Raw genomic sequence first — 18931 nt, 5'->3', positions numbered from 1 at the left:
TCCGGCCGGCGTGGCACAGCGAGCCATGCACAATCAGATTTTTATGTCCGACCTGCAAACCTCCACCCCGAATACCGAATCCTTTGCGGCTCTGTTCGAAGAGTCGCTGACCCGCCAAGACATGCGCGCCGGCGAAGTGATTTCCGCCGAAGTCGTGCGCGTCGACCACAACTTCGTGGTCGTCAATGCAGGCCTGAAGTCCGAGGCTTACATTCCGATCGAGGAATTCCTGAACGATCAGGGCGAGGTTGAGGTGCAGTCGGGCGATTTCGTGTCCGTCGCGATCGACGCACTCGAAAACGGCTACGGCGACACGATCCTGTCGCGCGACAAGGCGAAGCGCCTTGCATCGTGGCTGTCGCTGGAAAAGGCCCTCGACAACAACGAACTCGTCACTGGCACGATCACCGGCAAGGTGAAGGGCGGCATGACCGTGATGGTCAACGGCATCCGCGCGTTCCTGCCGGGTTCGCTGGTCGACACGCGTCCGGTCAAGGACACGACCCCGTACGAAGGCAAGACGCTCGAGTTCCGCGTGATCAAGCTCGATCGCAAGCGTAACAACGTCGTGCTGTCGCGTCGTGCAGTGATCGAGGCCACGCAAGGCGAAGAGCGCGCGAAGCTGCTCGAGACGCTGAAGGAAGGCGCGATCGTCAACGGCGTGGTCAAGAACATCACCGACTACGGCGCGTTCGTCGACCTCGGCGGCATCGACGGCCTGCTGCACATCACCGACATCGCATGGCGTCGTGTGCGTCACCCGAGCGAAGTCCTGTCGGTTGGCCAGGAAGTCACCGCGAAGATCCTCAAGTTCGACCAAGAGAAGAACCGCGTTTCGCTGGGCATCAAGCAACTGGGCGACGATCCGTGGGAAGGCATCTCGCGCCGTTACCCGTCGGGCACGCGCCTGTTCGGCAAGGTCACGAACATCACCGACTACGGCGCATTCGTCGAAGTGGAATCGGGCATCGAAGGCCTCGTCCACGTGTCGGAAATGGACTGGACCAACAAGAACGTCGCGCCGTCGAAGGTTGTCCAGCTGGGCGACGAAGTCGAAGTCATGGTCCTCGAGATCGACGAAGACCGTCGTCGTATCAGCCTCGGCATGAAGCAGTGCAAGCCGAATCCGTGGGATGACTTCAGCCGCAACTTCAAGAAGGGCGACAAGATCACGGGCGCAATCAAGTCGATCACCGACTTCGGCGTGTTCATCGGTCTGCCGGGCGGCATCGACGGCCTGGTCCACCTGTCGGACCTGTCGTGGAGCGAAGCCGGCGAAGAAGCCGTTCGCAAGTACAAGAAGGGCGACGAAGTCGAAGCAATCGTGCTCGGTATCGACGTCGAGAAGGAGCGCATTTCGCTCGGCATCAAGCAGCTCGAAGGCGACCCGTTCAGCAACTACGTTGCAATGAACGACAAGGGCTCGATCGTCGACGGCGTCGTGAAGACGGTCGATGCGAAGGGTGCGGTCGTCACGCTGACGGGCGACATCGAAGGCTACCTGCGTGCGTCGGAAATCTCGCAGGATCGCGTCGAAGATGCACGCAACGTGCTGAAGGAAGGCGACAAGGTCAACGCGATGGTGATCAACATCGATCGCAAGTCGCGCGGCATCAACCTGTCGATCAAGGCGAAGGATTCGGCTGAACAACAGGAAGCGATCCGCGGCCTGCAGTCGGATTCCAGCGCTGCTGCGACCGGTACGACCAACCTCGGCGCGCTGCTGAAGGCGAAGCTCGACGGCCAGAACCAGTAAGCCTTACGAGGTCTGCTGAAGTATGACCAAATCCGAGTTGGTCGCGCAGCTGGCATCGCGATTTCCGCAACTTGTCCTCAAGGATGCGGATTTCGCGGTGAAAACGATGCTCGATGCGATGTCCGACGCTCTGGCGAAAGGGCATCGCATTGAAATTCGGGGTTTCGGCAGCTTCGGCCTCAATCGTCGCCCGGCGCGCGTCGGACGCAACCCGAAGTCGGGGGAGAAAGTGCAGGTGCCCGAGAAGTTCGTGCCGCACTTCAAACCTGGCAAGGAATTGCGTGAACGCGTCGACGGCCGCGCCGGTGAACCGCTGAAGGCTGACGATCCGGACGACGAGCGTTGAGTGTCGTTCGGTGTGCCCGGAACCTGTCCGGCGAAGGCTGAAAAGAAAAGCGCCCCTTGCGGGCGCTTTTTTCATTTCCGGCTGCATGTCCGGCAACCGACCCGCCACGCCGCGCACAGGATCTGCGCAGCCGCGGAAACGCTTCCTTTACAATACGGGTCGATTCGGTGCGGCGAAGGGGAGTCGCGCGCCGCGGCAAACCTCAACAAAGAGAGGGCTTCATGAAGTTTATTGTCTGGCTGATCCGGGTATTGGTGTTCGTCCTGCTGCTGGTGCTTGCGCTGGCCAATACACAAACCGCGACGCTGAATTTCGTTGCCGGCTACGCATGGCAAGCGCCGCTGATCCTGATCGGCCTGGCATTCTTCGCCGTGGGGCTGCTGGCCGGCCTGCTGTCCGCGCTGCCTTCGATCTTCCGTCTGCATCTCGAGAACGGACGTTTGAAGCGCGATCTGCGTGCGGCGCGCGAAACGCCTGCCGTCATCGACCAGCCGCCGATGCCGCCCGTCATTTAACCCCCGGACGCCGCGCGATCATCGCGCGGTTTTCGTCTCTGCTTCGATATTTCGCATGGATCTGGATTTCTGGTGGTTGCTCGCGATTCCGGTCGCGTTCGCGCTCGGTTGGGCGGCGTCACGCTATGACCTGAAGAATCTCCTGTCGGAGAGCGCCAACCTGCCGCGCTCGTATTTTCGCGGTCTGAATTTTCTGTTGAACGAACAACCCGACAAGGCGATCGATGCGTTCATCGAAGTGGCCAAGCTCGATCCCGAGACGGTCGAGCTCCACTTCGCGCTCGGCAACCTGTTTCGCCGCCGCGGCGAGACCGACCGCGCGATCCGCGTGCACCAGAACCTGCTGAGCCGCACCGACCTGCCGGTCAACGAGCGCGACCACGCGCTGTACGAACTGGGCCAGGATTTTCTGAAAGCCGGCCTGCTGGATCGCGCCGAAGAGGCGTTCCACCAGCTCGCGGCCGGCGACTACGCGCTCGGCGCACAGCGGGCGCTGCTGACGATCTACGAGATTGAGAAGGACTGGAACAAGTCGATCGATACGGCGAAACGCATCGAGTCGATGAGCGACAAGCCGCTCGGCATCGAAATTGCGCAGTTTCACTGCGAACTCGCGCAGGACGCGCTGCAGCGCAAGCATGCCGCTGCGGCCGCCGAACAGTTGCGCCTTGCGCTGACCGTGAATCCGCAGAACGTCCGCGCGACGATCCTGTCCGGCGACGCGGCGCAAGCGGCGGGCGACCACGCGGCCGCGATCGAGCACTGGAAGCGCGTCGAAGCGCAGAACCCGGCGTATCTGCCGCTCGTCGCCGACAAGCTGATGAAGGCGTACGTCGCGCTCGGCAAGAACATCGAAGGCGCCGAGCTGCTGATGGGGTACGTCGATCGCTATCCGTCGAACGACCTGCTCGACATCGCCTATCAGCATATCGCCGGGTTGCGCGGCCAGGATGCCGCGCACACGCTCGCGCGCACGCAGATGGAAAAGTCGCCGAACCTGTCGGGGATGCTGCACCTGCTCGATGCGCAGATCGCGGCGGCCGACGAACCGCGTCGTAAGGAACTTGAAATGATGCGTGCGCTGATCAAGCAGCGCACGAAAAATCTGCCACGGTATACGTGCCAGAATTGCGGTTTCCGGGCACGGCTCTTCTACTGGCAGTGCCCCGGATGCAGCGGCTGGGAAACCTATGCGCCGCGCCGCGTCGAACCTGCGATGCCGGGCTGATCCCGGCACGCGGAGCCAACGCGCTGCGGTTGCCGCCGGGCCTGGCCCGGCGGCCAAGTTAGTCAATTACCGGGAAGTACCGGAACATCTATGAAAATCACCATCATCGGCACCGGCTACGTGGGCCTCGTCACGGGCGCCTGCCTCGCGGAGATCGGTCACGACGTCTTCTGTCTCGACGTCGATCCGCGCAAGATCGACATCCTGAACAACGGCGGGATGCCGATTCACGAACCGGGGCTGCTGGACATCATCGCGCGCAACCGCACGGCGGGACGCCTGCGCTTCTCGACGGACATCGAGGCGAGCGTCGCGCACGGCGAGATCCAGTTCATCGCGGTCGGCACGCCGCCCGACGAGGACGGCTCGGCCGACCTGCAATACGTGCTCGAGGCCGCGCGCAACATCGGCCGCCACATGACGGGCTTCAAGGTGATCGTCGACAAGTCGACGGTGCCGGTCGGCACCGCGCGGCGCGTGCGCGGCGTGGTCGACGAGGCGCTGGCCGCACGCGGGCTCGCGGGCAGCGTCGCGCATCGCTTTTCGGTCGTGTCGAACCCGGAATTCCTGAAGGAAGGCGCCGCGGTCGAGGACTTCATGCGTCCGGACCGGATCATCATCGGCGTCGACGACGACGAAACCGGCACGATCGCGCGCGAGAAGATGAAGAAACTCTACGCGCCGTTCAACCGCAATCACGAACGCACGATCTACATGGACGTGCGGTCGGCCGAATTCGCGAAGTATGCGGCGAACGCGATGCTCGCGACGCGCATCTCGTTCATGAACGAGATGTCGAATCTCGCCGACAAGGTCGGCGCCGACATCGAGGCCGTGCGCCGCGGGATCGGCTCCGATCCGCGCATCGGCTATCACTTCCTGTACGCCGGCGTCGGCTACGGCGGCTCGTGCTTTCCGAAGGACGTGCAGGCGCTGATCCGCACCGCGGGCGAGAACGGCCAGCCGCTGCGCATCCTGGAAGCCGTGGAGGCTGCCAACCATGCGCAGAAGGACGTGCTGATCGGCAAGATCGAGCAGCGCTTCGGCGCCGACCTGACGGGCCGCGAATTCGCGGTCTGGGGCTTGGCGTTCAAGCCGAACACCGACGACATGCGCGAGGCGCCGAGCCGCCGCCTGATCGCCGCGCTGCTCGAGCGCGGCGCGACCGTGCGTGCCTACGATCCGGTCGCCGTCGACGAAGCGCGGCGCGTGTTCGCGCTGGATTTCGGCGACGATGCGGACGTGCTGGCGCGATTGCATCTCGTCGACACGCAGGACGTCGCGGTCACGGGCGCGGATGCGCTCGTGATCGTGACCGAGTGGAAGGAATTCCGCAGCCCCGATTTCACGCGCCTGAAGGCCGAGCTGAAAGCGCCGGTGATCTTCGATGGGCGCAACCTGTACGAACCGGACGCGATGGCCGAACTCGGCATCGACTACTACGCGATCGGCCGGCCGTACGTCGATCCCCAGTCGTTTTCCCGTGGCTGAACGTACGATGAATACTCTTTGCGAAGTCGTTCCGGTGCCGCGCGAGCAACTCGCGCGTTCGCGCGTGCTCGTCGTCGGCGACGTGATGCTCGACCGCTACTGGTTCGGCAACGTCGATCGCATTTCGCCTGAAGCGCCGGTGCCGGTCGTGCACGTGCAGCGTCAGGAGGAGCGGCTCGGCGGCGCGGCCAACGTGGCGCGCAATGCGGTGACGCTTGGCGGCCAGGCCGGGCTGCTGTGCGTCGTCGGTTGCGACGAACCCGGCGAGCGGATCGTCGAGCTGCTCGGCAGCAGCGGCGTGACGCCGCATCTCGAGCGCGATCCGGCGTTGCCGACCACGATCAAGCTGCGCGTGCTCGCGCGCCAGCAGCAACTGCTGCGCGTCGACTTCGAGGCGATGCCGACGCACGAGGTGCTGCTCGCGGGGCTCGCGCGCTTCGATGCGCTGCTGCCGCAGCACGACGTCGTGCTGATGTCGGATTACGCCAAAGGCGGCCTCACGCACGTCACGACGATGATCGAGAAGGCGCGTGCGGCCGGCAAGGCGGTGCTGGTCGACCCGAAGGGCGACGACTGGGCACGCTATCGCGGCGCGTCGCTGATCACGCCGAATCGCGCGGAACTGCGCGAGGTGGTCGGGCAGTGGAAATCGGAAGACGACCTGCGCGCGCGCGTCGCGACCCTGCGTGCGGATCTCGGTATCGACGCGCTGCTGCTCACGCGTTCGGAAGAGGGCATGACGCTCTTTTCCGCGGGCGGCGAACTGCATGCGCCGGCGCTCGCACGCGAAGTGTTCGACGTATCGGGCGCGGGCGACACCGTGATCGCGACGGTCGCGACGATGCTCGGCGCCGGTGTGCCGCTCGTCGACGCCGTGGTGCTCGCGAATCGCGCGGCAGGCATCGTGGTCGGCAAGCTCGGCACGGCCACGGTGGACTACGACGAACTGTTTCACTGAGCGCATTCGGCGGCGCGACGAGCGCGCCGCACGAATGGCTCGCACTTTTCAGGCAGGACGATCATGACCCTCATCGTCACCGGCGCAGCCGGTTTTATCGGCGCGAACATCGTCAAGGCGCTCAACGCGCGCGGCGAAACGCGCATCATCGCGGTCGACAATCTGACGCGCGCGGACAAGTTCCGCAATCTCGTCGATTGCGAGATCGACGACTATCTCGACAAGACCGAATTCGTCGAACGCTTCGCGCGCGGCGATTTCGGCAAGGTACGTGCGGTATTTCATGAAGGCGCCTGTTCGGACACGATGGAAACCGACGGTCGCTACATGATGGACAACAACTTCCGCTACAGCCGCGCGGTGCTCGATACCTGCCTCGCGCAGGGCACGCAGTTCCTGTATGCCTCGTCGGCCGCGATCTACGGCGGCTCGACGCGCTTCGTCGAGGAGCGCGACGTCGAGGCGCCGCTGAACGTGTACGGCTATTCGAAGTTCCTGTTCGACCAGGTGATCCGTCGCGTGCTGCCGAGCGCGAAGAGCCAGATCGCGGGCTTCCGCTATTTCAACGTGTACGGCCCGCGCGAGACGCACAAGGGCCGCATGGCGTCGGTCGCGTTCCACAACTTCAACCAGTTCCGCGCGGAAGGCAAGGTGAAGCTGTTCGGCGAGTACAACGGCTATGGGCCGGGCGAGCAGACGCGCGATTTCGTGTCGGTCGAGGACGTGACCAACGTGAACCTGTTCTTCTTCGATCATCCGGAGAAGTCGGGCATCTTCAACCTCGGCACGGGCCGCGCGCAGCCGTTCAACGATATCGCGTCGACGGTCGTGAACACGCTGCGCGCGCTCGACAACCAGCCGCCGCTGACGCTCGCGCAGCAGGTCGAGCAGGGGTTGATCGAATACGTGCCGTTCCCCGATGCGCTGCGCGGCAAGTACCAGTGCTTCACGCAGGCCGATCAGACGAAACTGCGCGCGGCCGGCTACGACGCACCGTTCCTGACCGTGCAGGAAGGCGTCGACCGCTACGTGCGTTGGCTATCCGGCCAGGTTTAAACCGACGCGTTGCATCGATAGACTGGGTCTCACGGTCGGCAGCCGCCGGCCGTTTTTCTTCGGAGATCCAGCACATGATCAGGAAATGGTTTGCCGCAGCGGTCATGCTCGGCGCAGTGGCGTCGGCCTGGGCGGCCGTCGACGTCAACACCGCGAACGAGGATGCGCTCGTCGGCATCAAGGGCATCGGTCCGGCGCGGGCGAAGGCGATTCTCGACGAGCGTGGCGCACGCGGTCCGTTCAGGAATGCGGAAGATCTCGCCGCACGCGTGAAGGGCATGGGCGGGCACACCGTCGAGCGGCTTCAGCAGGAAGGATTGACGGTCGGTGCGGCGGCCGGTACGGGTACCACGCCGTCGGCCGCAACCAAACCGGCGGCAGCGAAGCCTGCCGCCGCACCGGCCCGCACCGCGCAGAAATAACGGGTCGCGCATACCCGACAAAGGGCTCCTTCAGTCGCCGTCGTTGCGACGGCTTCCCGCGGCATGCCGCGGGTTTTTTGCGTGGGACCGCGTGCGCGGCGATCGAGAACCGCGCGGTACGCGTATTCCATCGTTGCAATGGGGTTGCCGGCGCGCGTGCCGGTGCTGGTTTACAATCGATCGATTGATCGGCCTCGCACTCACGGTATATCCATGGCTTACAAAACTATCGAAGACACGATCGGCAATACGCCGCTCGTGCAACTGGTCCGCCTGCCGGACGACGAGATTCGCGCGCGCAACAACGTGCTGCTCGCGAAGCTCGAGGGCAACAATCCGGCCGGTTCCGTGAAGGATCGCCCGGCGCTGTCGATGATCAGCAAGGCCGAGGCGCGCGGTCGAATCAAGCCGGGCGATACGCTGATCGAGGCGACGAGCGGCAACACGGGCATCGCGCTCGCGATGGCAGCGGCGATCCGCGGCTACAAGATGGTGCTGATCATGCCCGAGGATCTGTCGGTCGAGCGCCGCCAGAGCATGGCGGCCTACGGCGCCGAAATCATCCTGACGCCGGTGAAGGGCGGGATGGAGCTGGCGCGCGACCTCGCGGAGCAGATGCAGCGCGAAGGCAAGGGCGTGATCCTCGACCAGTTCGGCAATCCCGATAATCCCGTCGCGCATTACGAAGGAACGGGGCCGGAGATCTGGCGCGATACCGAAGGGCGCATCACGCATTTCGTGTCCGCGATGGGCACGACAGGCACGATCATGGGCACGTCGCGTTACCTGAAGGAACAGAATCCGGCGATCGAGATCGTCGGTGCGCAGCCGGAAGACGGCTCGCGTATCCCGGGCATCCGCAAGTGGCCGGAAGCGTACATGCCGACCATCTTCGATCGCAGCCGTGTCGACCGCGTCGAGAGCGTGAGTCAGGCTGCGTCGGAAACGATGACGCGCCGGCTCGCGGCGGTCGAAGGCATCTTCGCGGGCATTTCGTCGGGCGGCGCATGCGAAGTCGCGATGCGCATCGCGCGTCAGGTCGAGAACGCGACGATCGTATTCATCATCTGCGATCGCGGCGATCGCTACCTGTCCACGGGCGTGTTTCCCGCCTGAGCGAGACGGGTGCGCGATTCGCGCATCGATAAAAAAAGCGCCGCGTTCCGTGAACTGCGGCGCTTTTTCTTTGGGCGGCCAGCGCTTACTGCGGCTGCGCGTCGTCGGCGGCGGGTTGCAGCGCGCCACTGGCTTCCATTTGCGCTTTCACGGCTTCCCCGAGCTGGTACACGGTGAGTGCGTAGAAGAAACTGCGGTTGTAGCGCGTCAGCACGTAGAAGTTCTTCAGGCCGAGCATGTATTCGGTCGCGCGCCCCGGCGTCGGCAGGTCGACCACGGTCACCGGCGTGCCGGCTTCGGTCGTGATGTTGACCGCCGGCTCGTTCAGCGTCATGCCTGCGCGCAGCAGTTGCGACAGCGCCCAGTGCGGTTCGGGCTGGCCGTCGGCGGCGGCCTGGGCGATGCCCAGGCTGCCCGTATCGGGCGTGATTTGCCAGACCACCGGGCGGTCGGTTTCCCAGCCGTGCTGTTTCAGGTAGTTCGCGACGCTACCGATCGCATCGACAGGACTGCTGCGCAGATCGACGTGGCCGGTGCCGTCGAAGTCGACCGCATATTCGCGGATGCTGCTCGGCAGGAACTGCGGAATCCCGATCGCGCCGGTGTACGAGCCGAGCACGGTGGTGGGGTCGAGCTGGTTGTCGCGAGTCCAGACCAGGAAGTCTTCGAGGTTCTTGCGGAACGTGGCCTGGCGGCTGTCGCGATTCGGCGTGTCCGGGTAGTCGAACGTGAGTGTGGTCAGCGCGTCGAGCACGCGGAAATTGCCCATGTAGCGGCCATAGATCGTCTCGACGCCGATGATGCCGACGATCACCTCGGGCGGCACGCCGAACTGCTCGGACGCGCGCTGCAGCGTCGCCTGGTTCGCCTTCCAGAACTTCACGCCTGCATTGATGCGGATCGGCTCGATGAAGCGCGAACGATAGACGCGCCAGTTCTTCACCGAAGGCGTCGGTGCGGGCCTCACGAGCTTGACGGCGGTCGCCGAATAGCTGACGCGCGAGAACAGCGCATGCAGGCTCGCCGAATCGAAGCCGTTGCGGCTCACCATCTCGTCGATGAACGCGTCGACCTTCGCGTTGCTCGCGTAACGCTGCGGAACGATTTCCTCTTCGAAGGTCTGGCCTTGTGGCGTCGGTTGCTGCGGCTGGGCCTGGGCGACGAGCGTGCCGGCGGGCTTCGCCGGCTGCGTCTGCGCGACGGCGGGCGCGGTGCCGAGGGTCGTCGCGACGGCAGCGACGACGAGCGGAGCGCGAACACGGAGCAGCGCGGAGAGAAGGGCGGCGGGCTTGCTGGAATTCATGTCGAAGCGGGCGGACAGGGCGATTGTGTTCGGCGCAGTATACCCGACGCATCCGGCGCGCCGGGCCGAAGCCGGCCGCCGTTGTGGTAAGTTAGCGGCGAATTCGCGGCAGACGATGGACATCATTGAGGGAGACCTGCGGCGTACCGTGCGCCGCGGACGACAGCTTATGGCAACCGCTTTCTATACGCACCCCGACTGCATGCTGCACGAGATGGGGGAATGGCATCCGGAATGTCCGGCCCGCCTGTCGGCGATCCAGGATCAACTGATCGCGAGCCGCATCGACGACCTGATCGTGCACGAAACCGCGCCGTTCGCGAGCGAAGTCGCGCTGGGCCGCGTGCATACGCAGGCGCACATCGACTACATCCGCAGCATGACGCCGGTCGACGGTTACGTCGAGATCGATCCCGATACGCTGATGAATCGCGACACGTGGCGCGCGGCATTGCGCGCGGCCGGCGCCGCGGTCGCGGCGACCGACGCGGTGATCGAAGGCCGCTACGCGAATGCGTTCTGCAGCGTCCGCCCGCCCGGTCATCATGCTGAGCCGGCGCGCGCGATGGGCTTCTGCTTCTTCAACAACGTCGCGATCGCCGCGCGGCACGCGCTCGACGTACACGGCATCGAGCGTGTCGCGATCGTCGATTTCGACGTGCACCACGGCAACGGCACCGAGGCGGCGTTCGCGAACGACGAGCGCGTGCTGATGTGCAGCTTCTTCCAGCATCCGCTGTATCCGTTCTCGGGCGTCGATCACCAGGCGCCGAACATGGTCAACCTGCCGATGCCCGCACGCAGCAACGGGATGGCGATCCGCGAAGCCGTCGACATGCTGTGGCTGCCGCGCCTCGACGCGTTCAAGCCGCAGATGCTGTTCGTATCGGCCGGCTTCGATGCGCATCGCGAGGACGACATCGGCAATCTCGGCCTCGTCGAGGCCGACTTCGAATGGCTGACCGCGCGGATCGTCGACGTCGCGCGCCGGCATGCGCAGGGCCGTATCGTCAGCTGCCTCGAGGGCGGTTACAACCTGTCCGCGCTCGGCCGCAGCGTCGTCGCGCACCTGCGCGTGCTCGCCGGAATCTGATTCCCGGCTCGGCCGGCTGGTCCGGGCGCGCTCAGCGTGCCGGCACGCGCGCGTGGATCCACGCGATCAGCGCGTCGATCACGCGGTCGCGTTCGAGATCGTTCATCGTTTCGTGGAAGCCGCCCTCGTACAGCGTCAGCGTACGATCGGGCGAGCCGACGCGCGCGCCGAATGCGCGGCTGCCGTCGGGTTCGGTCAGCTTGTCGTCGGTGCCGTGATAGACGAGCACCGGCATGCGCAGCGCGCCGCGGCCGGTTTCGATGCGCGCCATCGCGTCGAGAATCTCCGCGCCGGTGCGTGCGGGCACCGGGCCGTGATGCACGAGCGGGTCGGCGCGATTGGCCGCGACGATGGCCGGATCGCGCGACAGCAGGGCCGCATCGATCCTGATCGCGGGGAAAGTGGGCCACACGCGGCTGATGACGCGGCTGACCGCGAGCATCCAGCGCGGCACGTCACGCCCGGGCGCAAGCGCCGGGCTCGACAGCACGAGACCCGCCAGCGCGTGGCCGCGGGCCGGTGCGCGTTCGATCGCGTAGAGCGCCGCGACCGCGCCGCCCATGCTGTGCCCCATCAGGAACAGCGGCGCATCGCCGCGCGCGGCTTCGGCAACCAACGCCTGCGCATCGTTCAGGTACCCGTCGAAACGCTCGACCCACACGCGCTTGCCGGGCGAGTGGCCATGCCCGCGCAGATCGATCGCCAGCACGTCGATGCCCGCTGCGTTCAGCCGGGCGGCGAGCGCGGCATAGCGGCCCGCGTGCTCGGCGAGGCCGTGCACCAGTGCGATCGTCGCGCGTGGCGGCGCGGTGCCGTCGCCGGCCGGCCAGCGGTACGACGCGAGTTCGAGCCCGTCCGCGGTACGCAGCCGGCCCATCCGCGGCGCGGGCGCCGAAGGCGCCGATCCGGCGGTGGCGGGTGCGGCGGCCGGCGGGGTGGTGGTGCTCATCGGGCGTCTCCTCTGTTCACTGGTCTGTGTTCCGGATCATAGTCGCGGCCTTCCCGGGAGGGCCAAACAGCGCCCCTCTAATTTCGTCCGGTTATGAAAAGATCGAAATCGATTATTAAGGGGAATGAGGGGTTTGCGGTAAAATCGCCGGCTATTCCAGATGCATCGGCGGCCGACTGGCGGGCCAACTCGCCGGCCGGCCGCCGTTTTGTTTACATGATCGAATTACGCAATCTTTCGCAGCGTTTCCCCGGCCCGGGCGGCTGGGTCGAAGCGTTGCACAACGTCAACCTGACGATCCCGCAAGGCGAGGTGTTCGGCATCATCGGCCGAAGCGGCGCCGGCAAGAGCACGCTCGTGCGCACCATCAATCTGCTGACGCGGCCGACCGAAGGCAATGTGGTCGTCGGCGGGCGCGATCTCACGCTGCTGTCGGCCAGCGCGCTGCGCGAAGCGCGCCGCGAGATCGGCATGATCTTCCAGCACTTCAACCTGCTGTCGTCGCGCACGGTGTTCGACAACGTCGCGCTGCCGCTCGAGCTGGCCGGCGCGAGCCGTGCCGACATCGAAGCCGCCGTGCTGCCGCTGCTCGACCTCGTCGGGCTGTCCGCGCAGAAGGACCGCTATCCGTCGCAGATCAGCGGCGGGCAGAAGCAGCGCGTCGGCATCGCCCGCGCGCTGGCGAGCCAGCCGAAGGTGCTGCTGTCGGACGAAGCGACGTCCGCGCTCGACCCCGAAACCACGCGTTCGATCCTCGACTTGCTGAAGCGCATCAACCGCGAGCTCGGGCTGACCATCGTGCTGATCACGCACCAGATGGAAGTGATCAAGCAGGTCTGCGATCGCGTCGCGGTGCTCGATGCGGGTCGCGTGGTCGAGGAAGGCCGCGTGATCGACGTGTTCCTGCAGCCGCACCACGAAGTGACGCGCGCGCTGATCGGCGACGTGATCGCGCAGGAACTGCCGCCCGCGCTGAAGGCGCGCGTGGCCGAGCGGCTGAAGACGGGCAGCGGGCATCTGCTGCGGCTCGCGTTCACGGGCTCGGGGGTCGACCAGCCGATCCTGTCGGAGACGATCCGCCGGTACGAACTCGATTTCAACATCCTGCACGGCCAGATCGACGAGATCCAGGGGCAGGCATTCGGTTCGCTCGCGGTGCTCGCGGGCGGCGAGCCCGGCAAGGTCGGGCAGGCGCTCGCGTTCCTGCGCGAGCAAGGTGTGGTGGTAGAGGAGCTTTCGTATGTTGAGTGAGATGTTCGATATGTTCGTGCAGTCGTTCGGGGAGACGCTGATCATGGTCGGCATCTCCGGGGCGGTCGGCGCGCTCGTCGGCCTGCCGCTCGGCGTGCTGCTGTACCTCACCGACCGCCAGGGCGTGCTGCAGAACCTTGCGGTGAACCGCGTGCTCGGCGGCATCGTGAACGCGGTCCGCTCGACGCCGTTCATCATCCTGCTGGTCGCGGTGATTCCATTCACGCGGCTCGTCACGGGTTCGTCGATCGGCACGGCCGCGGCGGTCGTGCCGCTGACGCTCGCGTCCGCGCCGTTCATCGCGCGTCTCGTCGAAACGGCGCTGCGCGAAGTCGACCGCGGGCTGATCGAGGCCGCGCAATCGATGGGCGCGACCACGTCGCAGATCGTCTTCAAGGTGCTGTTGCCCGAGTCGCTGCCGGGCATCGTCGCGGGCCTGACGATCACGTTCGTGTCGCTGGTCGGCTATTCGGCGATGGCGGGCGCGATCGGCGGCGGCGGGCTCGGCGATCTCGGGATCCGTTACGGTTACCAGCGCTATCTGCCGGAAGTGATGTGGACGGTCGTCGCGATCCTGATCGTATTCGTGCAGATCGTGCAATCGTTCGGCGACTGGCTGGTGCGCCGGCTGAGCCACAAATAAGACCAAACCGATTCGAAAGGGGAAACACGATGCAACGACGCTTCATGCTGAAATTCGCGGCGGCGCTGGGTGCGGCCGCGCTGTTCGCGGGCGCGCACGCGCAGGCCGAAACCATCAAGGTCGGCGTGACGGGCGGCCCGCACGCGCAGATCATGGAAGCGGTGAAGAAGGTCGCGGCGAAGGAGGGGCTCGAGATCCGCATCGTCGAATTCTCCGATTACGTGCAGCCGAACGCGGCGCTCGCGTCGGGCGACCTCGACGCGAACAGCTACCAGCACGATCCGTATCTGCAGGCGCAGGTGAAGGATCGCGGCTACAAGCTGCTCAAGGTCGCGGAGACCGTCACGTTCCCGATGGGCATCTATTCGAAGCGCGTGAAATCGCTGGCCGAACTGAAGCCGGGCGCGCGCATCGCGGTGCCCAACGACCCGACCAACGGCGGCCGCGCGCTGCTGTTGCTGCAGAAGCAGGGGCTGCTGAAGCTGCGCGCGGATGCGGGGCTGAAGGCGACGCCGATCGATATCGTCGACAACCCGCGCAAGCTGAAGATCGTCGAGCTCGATGCGGCGCAGATTCCGCGCTCGCTCGGCGACGTCGACGCGGCCGCGATCAACACCAATTACGCGATGGAAGCGGGGTTGAAACCGAAGCAGGATGCGATCGCGATCGAGGGGCCGAGCGGCCCGTACGCCAACATCCTCGCGATTCGCGAGGCGGACCGGAACAAGCCGTGGGTCGCCAAGCTGATTGCCGCCTATCACTCGGCCGACGTGAAGCAGTTCATCGAAGGCAAGTTCGGCGGCGCGGTCATCGCCGCCTGGTAACGGGCGGAGCACGCACGCCCGGCGGGATTAGAGTCGATGATCGAAAACCCGGGCTTTGCGTCCGGGTTTTTTCTCTTTTAAAATAGAACGACCGTTCGCTATCATTGGCGCGTCGCCAAGAAGCGGTATCCTCGACAACCATCATGGTTGGGTCCGCCTGGCCGCGCAGTCACGAGGCCTCGCTATAAAATGGCCTCTGGTCGTATTCGTAACTTTGGAGCGTGTGCATGAAAATCCTGGTGCCAGTGAAAAGAGTGGTCGATTACAACGTGAAGGTCCGCGTGAAGTCGGACAACACGGGTGTCGACATCGCGAACGTGAAGATGTCGATGAACCCGTTCGACGAAATCGCGGTGGAAGAAGCGGTGCGGCTGAAGGAAGCGGGCGTCGCGACCGAAGTGATCGCGGTGTCGGTGGGCGTCGCGCAAGCGCAGGAAACGCTGCGCACGGCGCTGGCGATCGGCGCGGATCGCGCGATCCTCGTCGAGTCGAACGACAGCGTCGAGCCGCTGGCCGTCGCGAAGATCCTGAAAGCACTGGTCGACAAGGAACAGCCGCAACTGGTGATCCTCGGCAAGCAGGCGATCGACGACGATTCGAACCAGACGGGCCAGATGCTGGCCGCGCTGGCCGGCCTGCCGCAAGCGACGTTCGCGTCGAAGGTCACGGTGGCCGATGGCAAGGCGACGGTTGCACGCGAAGTCGACGGCGGCGCGGAAACGCTGTCGCTGACGCTGCCTGCGGTCGTGACGACCGACCTGCGCCTGAACGAGCCGCGCTACGTGACGCTGCCGAACATCATGAAGGCGAAGAAGAAGCCGCTGGAAACCGTGAAGCCGGAAGACCTCGGCGTGGACGTCGCGCCGCGCCTGAAGACGCTGAAGGTGGTCGAGCCGCCGAAGCGCGCGGCCGGCGTGAAGGTGCCGGACGTGAAGACGCTGGTCGAGAAGCTGAAGACCGAAGCCAAGGTGCTGTAAGAGGGAGCGGAAAGAAATGACGATTCTGGTGATTGCAGAACACGACAACGCGTCGATCAAGGCCGCGACGCTGAACACGGTGGCGGCGGCCGCGAAGATTGGCGGCGACATCCACGTGCTGGTCGCGGGCCACAACGCGCAAGCGGCGGCCGACGCGGCCGCGAAGATCGCAGGTGTGTCGAAGGTGCTGCTGGCCGACGCGCCGCAACTGGCCGAAGGCCTGGCGGAAAACGTCGAAGCGACCGCGCTGAACATCGCGAAGGACTACTCGCACATCCTCGCGCCGGCGACGGCCTACGGCAAGAACATCGCGCCGCGTATCGCAGCGAAGCTGGACGTCGCGCAAATCTCGGACATCACGGCAGTCGATTCGGCCGACACGTTCGAGCGCCCGATCTACGCGGGCAACGCGATCGCGACGGTGCAGTCGAGCGACCCGATCAAGGTCATCACGGTGCGTGCAACGGGTTTCGATCCGGTGGCGGCGGAAGGCGGCAGCGCATCGGTCGACAAGATCGAAGCCGCGGCAGATGTCGGCAAGTCGCAGTTCGTGAGCCGCGAAGTGACGAAGCTGGACCGTCCGGAGCTGACGTCGGCGAGCATCATCGTGTCGGGCGGCCGCGGTCTGGGCAGCGGCGAGAACTACACGAAGGTGCTGGAGCCGCTGGCCGACAAGCTGTCGGCAGCGCTCGGCGCATCGCGCGCGGCAGTCGACGCCGGCTACGTGCCGAACGACTACCAGGTCGGCCAGACCGGCAAGATCGTCGCGCCGCAGCTGTACATCGCGGTCGGCATCTCGGGTGCGATCCAGCATCTGGCCGGCATGAAGGACTCGAAGGTGATCGTCGCGATCAACAAGGATCCGGAAGCGCCGATCTTCAGCGTGGCCGATTACGGCCTCGTCGGCGATCTGTTCTCGCTCGTGCCGGAGCTCGTGAACGAGCTCGGCTGACGCGGCGTGACGCTTCAGCGGTAAGCACACGAGAAGAGGGGCGCGAAGAGCGCCCCTTTTTTCGTTGTGTCGTCGATGCAACGGGCCCGCATCGCCGCGGGCCGTTCCGGTTTAAGCGTAGGCCGGACGCGTCTGGCCGGGCACGTCCTTCAGGTAACGATGCACCGACAGGTCGTCGGCCTGGATCGCGGGCATCTTGCCCGAGATCAGGTCCGCGAGCAGTTGGCCCGAGCCGCAGGACATCGTCCAGCCGAGCGTACCGTGGCCGGTGTTCAGGAACAGGTTCGACACCGGCGTGCGGCCGACGATCGGCGTGCCGTCCGGCGTCATCGGGCGCAGGCCCGTCCAGAACGTGGCCTTCGACGTGTCGCCGCCGCCCGGGAACAGGTCGTTCACGCACATCTCGAGCGTTTCGCGGCGCGCTGCGCGCAGCGTCTTGTCGAAGCCGACGATTTCCGCCATGCCGCCGACGCGAATGCGCTGGTCGAAGCGCGTGATCGCTATCTTGTAGGTCTCGTCGAGCACGGTCGACACGGGCGCGGCGGCCTCGTTGACGATCGGCGCGGTGATCGAATAGCCCTTGAGCGGATACACGGGAATCTTCATCAGGTTGGAGATGAAGCGGGTCGAGTACGAGCCGAGCGCGACGACGTACGCGTCGGCACGCACGGTCTCGCTGCCGCACTGCACGCCGGCGATCTTGCCGCCCGCGATTGCGAGCGCATCGATCGGCGTGTTGTAGCGGAACTTGACGCCGAGCGATTCGGCGAGCGCGGCAAGGCGCGTCGTGAACAGCTGGCAATCGCCCGTTTCGTCGCCCGGCAGCCGCAGGCCGCCCGTCAGCTTGTGCGAGACGGCGGCGAGCGCCGGCTCGGCATTTTTCAGTTCGGCCGGCGACAGCAGTTCGAACGGCACGTTCGCTTCCTGCAGCACGGCGATGTCCTTCGCCGCGCCGTCGAGTTGCTGCTGGGTGCGGAACAGTTGCAGCGTACCACCCGTGCGACCTTCGTATTCGATGCCGGTGTCGGCGCGCAGCGCCTGCAGGCAGTCGCGGCTGTATTCGGCGAGACGGACCATCCGGCCCTTGTTGACCGCATAGCGCTCGGCCGTGCAGTTGCGCAGCATCTGGACCATCCACTGGAGCTGGAAGCGCGTGCCGTCGAGGCGGATCGCGAGCGGCGCATGCTTTTCGAACATCCACTTGACGGCCTTCAGCGGCACGCCGGGCGCGGCCCACGGCGCCGCATAGCCGGGCGAGATCTGGCCTGCATTCGCGAAGCTCGTCTCCAGCGCCGGGCCGGCTTCCCGGTCGATCACCGTGACTTCATGGCCGGCGCGCGCGAGGTAATACGCGCTTGCCACGCCCACCACACCGCTGCCCAGAATGACGACTCGCATAGCTGCTCCAGATGGAAGGAACCAGGTCGAGGCCGGGCGCACCTGCGGCTCCGTGTAACCTCTAGCTGATCTAGTTTTTTGCGCTATGGTATTGTCGAATGTGCAGTTTTTGTTATTGTATTTTTCTGGTTTTCAGCATAAACAAATGAGAACGCAACGTCAGCCCGTACGTACGCTCGACAAGCTCGACCGGCGCATCCTGAAGCTGCTCCAGGACGACGGCCGGATGGCGATGAAAGACCTCGCGGAACAGGTCGGACTGACCGTCACGCCGTGCATCGAGCGCGTGCGGCGCATGGAGCGCGATGGCGTGATCACCGGCTATCACGCGCGGGTCGACCCGCATCAGCTGGATGCCGCGCTGCTGGTGTTCGTCGAGATCACGCTCGGCCACAAGGGCGGCAACATGTTCGAGCAATTCCGGCGGGAAGTGATGAAGATCGACGAGGTGCTCGAATGCCACCTCGTCTCCGGCGATTTCGACTACCTGATCAAGGCGCGGATCGGCGAGATGGCGGACTACCGGAAACTGCTCGGCGACATCCTGCTGCAGTTGCCCGGCGCCGTGCAGTCGAAGAGCTATGTCGTGATGGAAGAAATCAAGGAAACGCTGACGATCGCCGTCGGCGAGTGACGCGCCGGCGGCCCGTCGT

Annotated in this window: 19 protein-coding genes; 16 read left to right on the top strand and 3 right to left on the bottom strand. The window is 65.3% G+C overall.

Going from position 1 to position 18931, the window contains the following annotated elements:
- The first annotated feature begins 43 nt into the window (after positions 1 to 43).
- The 9 genes from rpsA (at position 44) to cysM (ending at position 8888) form a co-directional block, all read left to right on the top strand.
- Positions 44 to 1756 (top strand): 30S ribosomal protein S1, encoded by a 1713-nt coding sequence (rpsA, locus tag A9Z05_RS28785; protein WP_011544885.1) that lies wholly within the window; start codon positions 44 to 46, stop codon positions 1754 to 1756.
- Between the two features lie 22 nt (positions 1757 to 1778).
- The gene (locus A9Z05_RS28780) at positions 1779 to 2102 is read left to right on the top strand and encodes an integration host factor subunit beta (protein ID WP_006486894.1); all 324 of its coding nucleotides are present in this window, start codon (positions 1779 to 1781) and stop codon (positions 2100 to 2102) included.
- Positions 2103 to 2323: 221 nt separating this feature from the next.
- Positions 2324 to 2617 carry a lipopolysaccharide assembly protein LapA domain-containing protein gene (locus tag A9Z05_RS28775; protein WP_069621077.1) on the top strand — a complete coding sequence of 98 codons (294 nt, stop codon included), beginning with the start codon at positions 2324 to 2326 and terminating at the stop codon, positions 2615 to 2617.
- Positions 2618 to 2672: 55 nt separating this feature from the next.
- The gene (gene lapB / locus A9Z05_RS28770; protein WP_069621076.1) at positions 2673 to 3845 is read left to right on the top strand and encodes a lipopolysaccharide assembly protein LapB; all 1173 of its coding nucleotides are present in this window, start codon (positions 2673 to 2675) and stop codon (positions 3843 to 3845) included.
- Positions 3846 to 3935: 90 nt separating this feature from the next.
- Positions 3936 to 5336 carry a UDP-glucose/GDP-mannose dehydrogenase family protein gene (locus A9Z05_RS28765; protein WP_069621075.1) on the top strand — a complete coding sequence of 467 codons (1401 nt, stop codon included), beginning with the start codon at positions 3936 to 3938 and terminating at the stop codon, positions 5334 to 5336.
- A 7-nt stretch (positions 5337 to 5343) separates the two neighbouring features.
- A complete protein-coding gene (rfaE1, locus tag A9Z05_RS28760) occupies positions 5344 to 6294 on the top strand; it encodes a D-glycero-beta-D-manno-heptose-7-phosphate kinase (protein ID WP_084044486.1) in 951 nt (316 codons plus the stop codon).
- Between the two features lie 63 nt (positions 6295 to 6357).
- Complete coding sequence (rfaD, locus tag A9Z05_RS28755; protein WP_069621073.1) at positions 6358 to 7350, top strand: ADP-glyceromanno-heptose 6-epimerase; 993 nt, start codon at positions 6358 to 6360, stop codon at positions 7348 to 7350.
- A gap of 74 nt (positions 7351 to 7424) precedes the next feature.
- Positions 7425 to 7772 carry a helix-hairpin-helix domain-containing protein gene (locus A9Z05_RS28750; RefSeq protein WP_069621072.1) on the top strand — a complete coding sequence of 116 codons (348 nt, stop codon included), beginning with the start codon at positions 7425 to 7427 and terminating at the stop codon, positions 7770 to 7772.
- 213 nt (positions 7773 to 7985) lie between these two features.
- Positions 7986 to 8888, top strand: a complete 903-nt coding sequence (gene cysM / locus A9Z05_RS28745) for a cysteine synthase CysM (protein WP_050011535.1) — start codon at positions 7986 to 7988, stop codon at positions 8886 to 8888.
- A gap of 85 nt (positions 8889 to 8973) precedes the next feature.
- Here cysM and mltB read toward each other — a convergent pair whose 3' ends face one another.
- The gene (gene mltB / locus A9Z05_RS28740; protein ID WP_084044484.1) at positions 8974 to 10317 is read right to left on the bottom strand and encodes a lytic murein transglycosylase B; all 1344 of its coding nucleotides are present in this window, start codon (positions 10315 to 10317) and stop codon (positions 8974 to 8976) included.
- Positions 10318 to 10360: 43 nt separating this feature from the next.
- Between mltB and A9Z05_RS28735 the strand changes: the two genes are divergently transcribed.
- A complete protein-coding gene (locus A9Z05_RS28735; protein ID WP_069621070.1) occupies positions 10361 to 11284 on the top strand; it encodes a histone deacetylase family protein in 924 nt (307 codons plus the stop codon).
- A gap of 31 nt (positions 11285 to 11315) precedes the next feature.
- Here A9Z05_RS28735 and A9Z05_RS28730 read toward each other — a convergent pair whose 3' ends face one another.
- Positions 11316 to 12233 (bottom strand): alpha/beta hydrolase, encoded by a 918-nt coding sequence (locus A9Z05_RS28730; protein WP_069621069.1) that lies wholly within the window; start codon positions 12231 to 12233, stop codon positions 11316 to 11318.
- A gap of 216 nt (positions 12234 to 12449) precedes the next feature.
- Between A9Z05_RS28730 and A9Z05_RS28725 the strand changes: the two genes are divergently transcribed.
- The 5 genes from A9Z05_RS28725 to A9Z05_RS28705 all read left to right on the top strand — a co-directional run bounded on the left by A9Z05_RS28725 (position 12450) and on the right by A9Z05_RS28705 (position 16880).
- Positions 12450 to 13484 (top strand): methionine ABC transporter ATP-binding protein, encoded by a 1035-nt coding sequence (locus A9Z05_RS28725; RefSeq protein WP_069621068.1) that lies wholly within the window; start codon positions 12450 to 12452, stop codon positions 13482 to 13484.
- Positions 13474 to 14127, top strand: coding sequence for a methionine ABC transporter permease (locus A9Z05_RS28720; RefSeq protein WP_069621067.1), 654 nt, complete (start codon positions 13474 to 13476; stop codon positions 14125 to 14127). The genes A9Z05_RS28725 and A9Z05_RS28720 overlap by 11 nt, the downstream gene beginning before the upstream one ends.
- A 29-nt stretch (positions 14128 to 14156) precedes the next feature.
- Positions 14157 to 14951: a MetQ/NlpA family ABC transporter substrate-binding protein gene (locus A9Z05_RS28715; protein WP_069621066.1), complete on the top strand. Its 795-nt coding sequence runs from the start codon at positions 14157 to 14159 to the stop codon at positions 14949 to 14951.
- 227 nt (positions 14952 to 15178) lie between these two features.
- A complete protein-coding gene (locus tag A9Z05_RS28710) occupies positions 15179 to 15928 on the top strand; it encodes an electron transfer flavoprotein subunit beta/FixA family protein (RefSeq protein ID WP_069621065.1) in 750 nt (249 codons plus the stop codon).
- Positions 15929 to 15944: 16 nt separating this feature from the next.
- On the top strand, positions 15945 to 16880 hold the full coding sequence (locus A9Z05_RS28705) for an electron transfer flavoprotein subunit alpha/FixB family protein (RefSeq protein WP_069621064.1): 936 nt from the start codon (positions 15945 to 15947) through the stop codon (positions 16878 to 16880).
- Positions 16881 to 16991: 111 nt separating this feature from the next.
- Here the strand turns inward: A9Z05_RS28705 and A9Z05_RS28700 are convergent, their stop codons facing one another.
- The gene (locus A9Z05_RS28700; protein WP_069621063.1) at positions 16992 to 18278 is read right to left on the bottom strand and encodes a D-amino acid dehydrogenase; all 1287 of its coding nucleotides are present in this window, start codon (positions 18276 to 18278) and stop codon (positions 16992 to 16994) included.
- Positions 18279 to 18423: 145 nt separating this feature from the next.
- Between A9Z05_RS28700 and A9Z05_RS28695 the strand changes: the two genes are divergently transcribed.
- Positions 18424 to 18912 (top strand): Lrp/AsnC ligand binding domain-containing protein, encoded by a 489-nt coding sequence (locus tag A9Z05_RS28695; protein WP_050011526.1) that lies wholly within the window; start codon positions 18424 to 18426, stop codon positions 18910 to 18912.
- Positions 18913 to 18931: the final 19 nt, after the last annotated feature.

The sequence above is a fragment of the Burkholderia sp. A2 genome, from assembly GCF_001729305.1.
In the GTDB taxonomy this organism is placed as follows: Bacteria; Pseudomonadota; Gammaproteobacteria; order Burkholderiales; family Burkholderiaceae; genus Burkholderia; species Burkholderia sola.
Note: the sequence above shows the minus strand (reverse complement) of the source record. Positions and strands in the feature narration are given on the sequence as shown.

Coding starts and splice junctions, on each gene's coding strand:
- rfaD (WP_069621073.1), top strand. CDS start 6,358: ATGACCCTCATCGTCACCGGCGCAGCCGGTTTTATCGGCGCGAACATC.
- A9Z05_RS28710 (WP_069621065.1), top strand. CDS start 15,179: ATGAAAATCCTGGTGCCAGTGAAAAGAGTGGTCGATTACAACGTGAAG.
- A9Z05_RS28695 (WP_050011526.1), top strand. CDS start 18,424: ATGAGAACGCAACGTCAGCCCGTACGTACGCTCGACAAGCTCGACCGG.
- A9Z05_RS28720 (WP_069621067.1), top strand. CDS start 13,474: ATGTTGAGTGAGATGTTCGATATGTTCGTGCAGTCGTTCGGGGAGACG.
- lapB (WP_069621076.1), top strand. CDS start 2,673: ATGGATCTGGATTTCTGGTGGTTGCTCGCGATTCCGGTCGCGTTCGCG.
- A9Z05_RS28775 (WP_069621077.1), top strand. CDS start 2,324: ATGAAGTTTATTGTCTGGCTGATCCGGGTATTGGTGTTCGTCCTGCTG.
- rpsA (WP_011544885.1), top strand. CDS start 44: ATGTCCGACCTGCAAACCTCCACCCCGAATACCGAATCCTTTGCGGCT.
- mltB (WP_084044484.1), bottom strand. CDS start 10,317: ATGATGTCCATCGTCTGCCGCGAATTCGCCGCTAACTTACCACAACGG.
- A9Z05_RS28730 (WP_069621069.1), bottom strand. CDS start 12,233: ATGAGCACCACCACCCCGCCGGCCGCCGCACCCGCCACCGCCGGATCG.
- A9Z05_RS28700 (WP_069621063.1), bottom strand. CDS start 18,278: ATGCGAGTCGTCATTCTGGGCAGCGGTGTGGTGGGCGTGGCAAGCGCG.
- A9Z05_RS28780 (WP_006486894.1), top strand. CDS start 1,779: ATGACCAAATCCGAGTTGGTCGCGCAGCTGGCATCGCGATTTCCGCAA.
- cysM (WP_050011535.1), top strand. CDS start 7,986: ATGGCTTACAAAACTATCGAAGACACGATCGGCAATACGCCGCTCGTG.
- A9Z05_RS28725 (WP_069621068.1), top strand. CDS start 12,450: ATGATCGAATTACGCAATCTTTCGCAGCGTTTCCCCGGCCCGGGCGGC.
- A9Z05_RS28705 (WP_069621064.1), top strand. CDS start 15,945: ATGACGATTCTGGTGATTGCAGAACACGACAACGCGTCGATCAAGGCC.
- A9Z05_RS28735 (WP_069621070.1), top strand. CDS start 10,361: ATGGCAACCGCTTTCTATACGCACCCCGACTGCATGCTGCACGAGATG.
- A9Z05_RS28765 (WP_069621075.1), top strand. CDS start 3,936: ATGAAAATCACCATCATCGGCACCGGCTACGTGGGCCTCGTCACGGGC.
- A9Z05_RS28750 (WP_069621072.1), top strand. CDS start 7,425: ATGATCAGGAAATGGTTTGCCGCAGCGGTCATGCTCGGCGCAGTGGCG.
- rfaE1 (WP_084044486.1), top strand. CDS start 5,344: ATGAATACTCTTTGCGAAGTCGTTCCGGTGCCGCGCGAGCAACTCGCG.
- A9Z05_RS28715 (WP_069621066.1), top strand. CDS start 14,157: ATGCAACGACGCTTCATGCTGAAATTCGCGGCGGCGCTGGGTGCGGCC.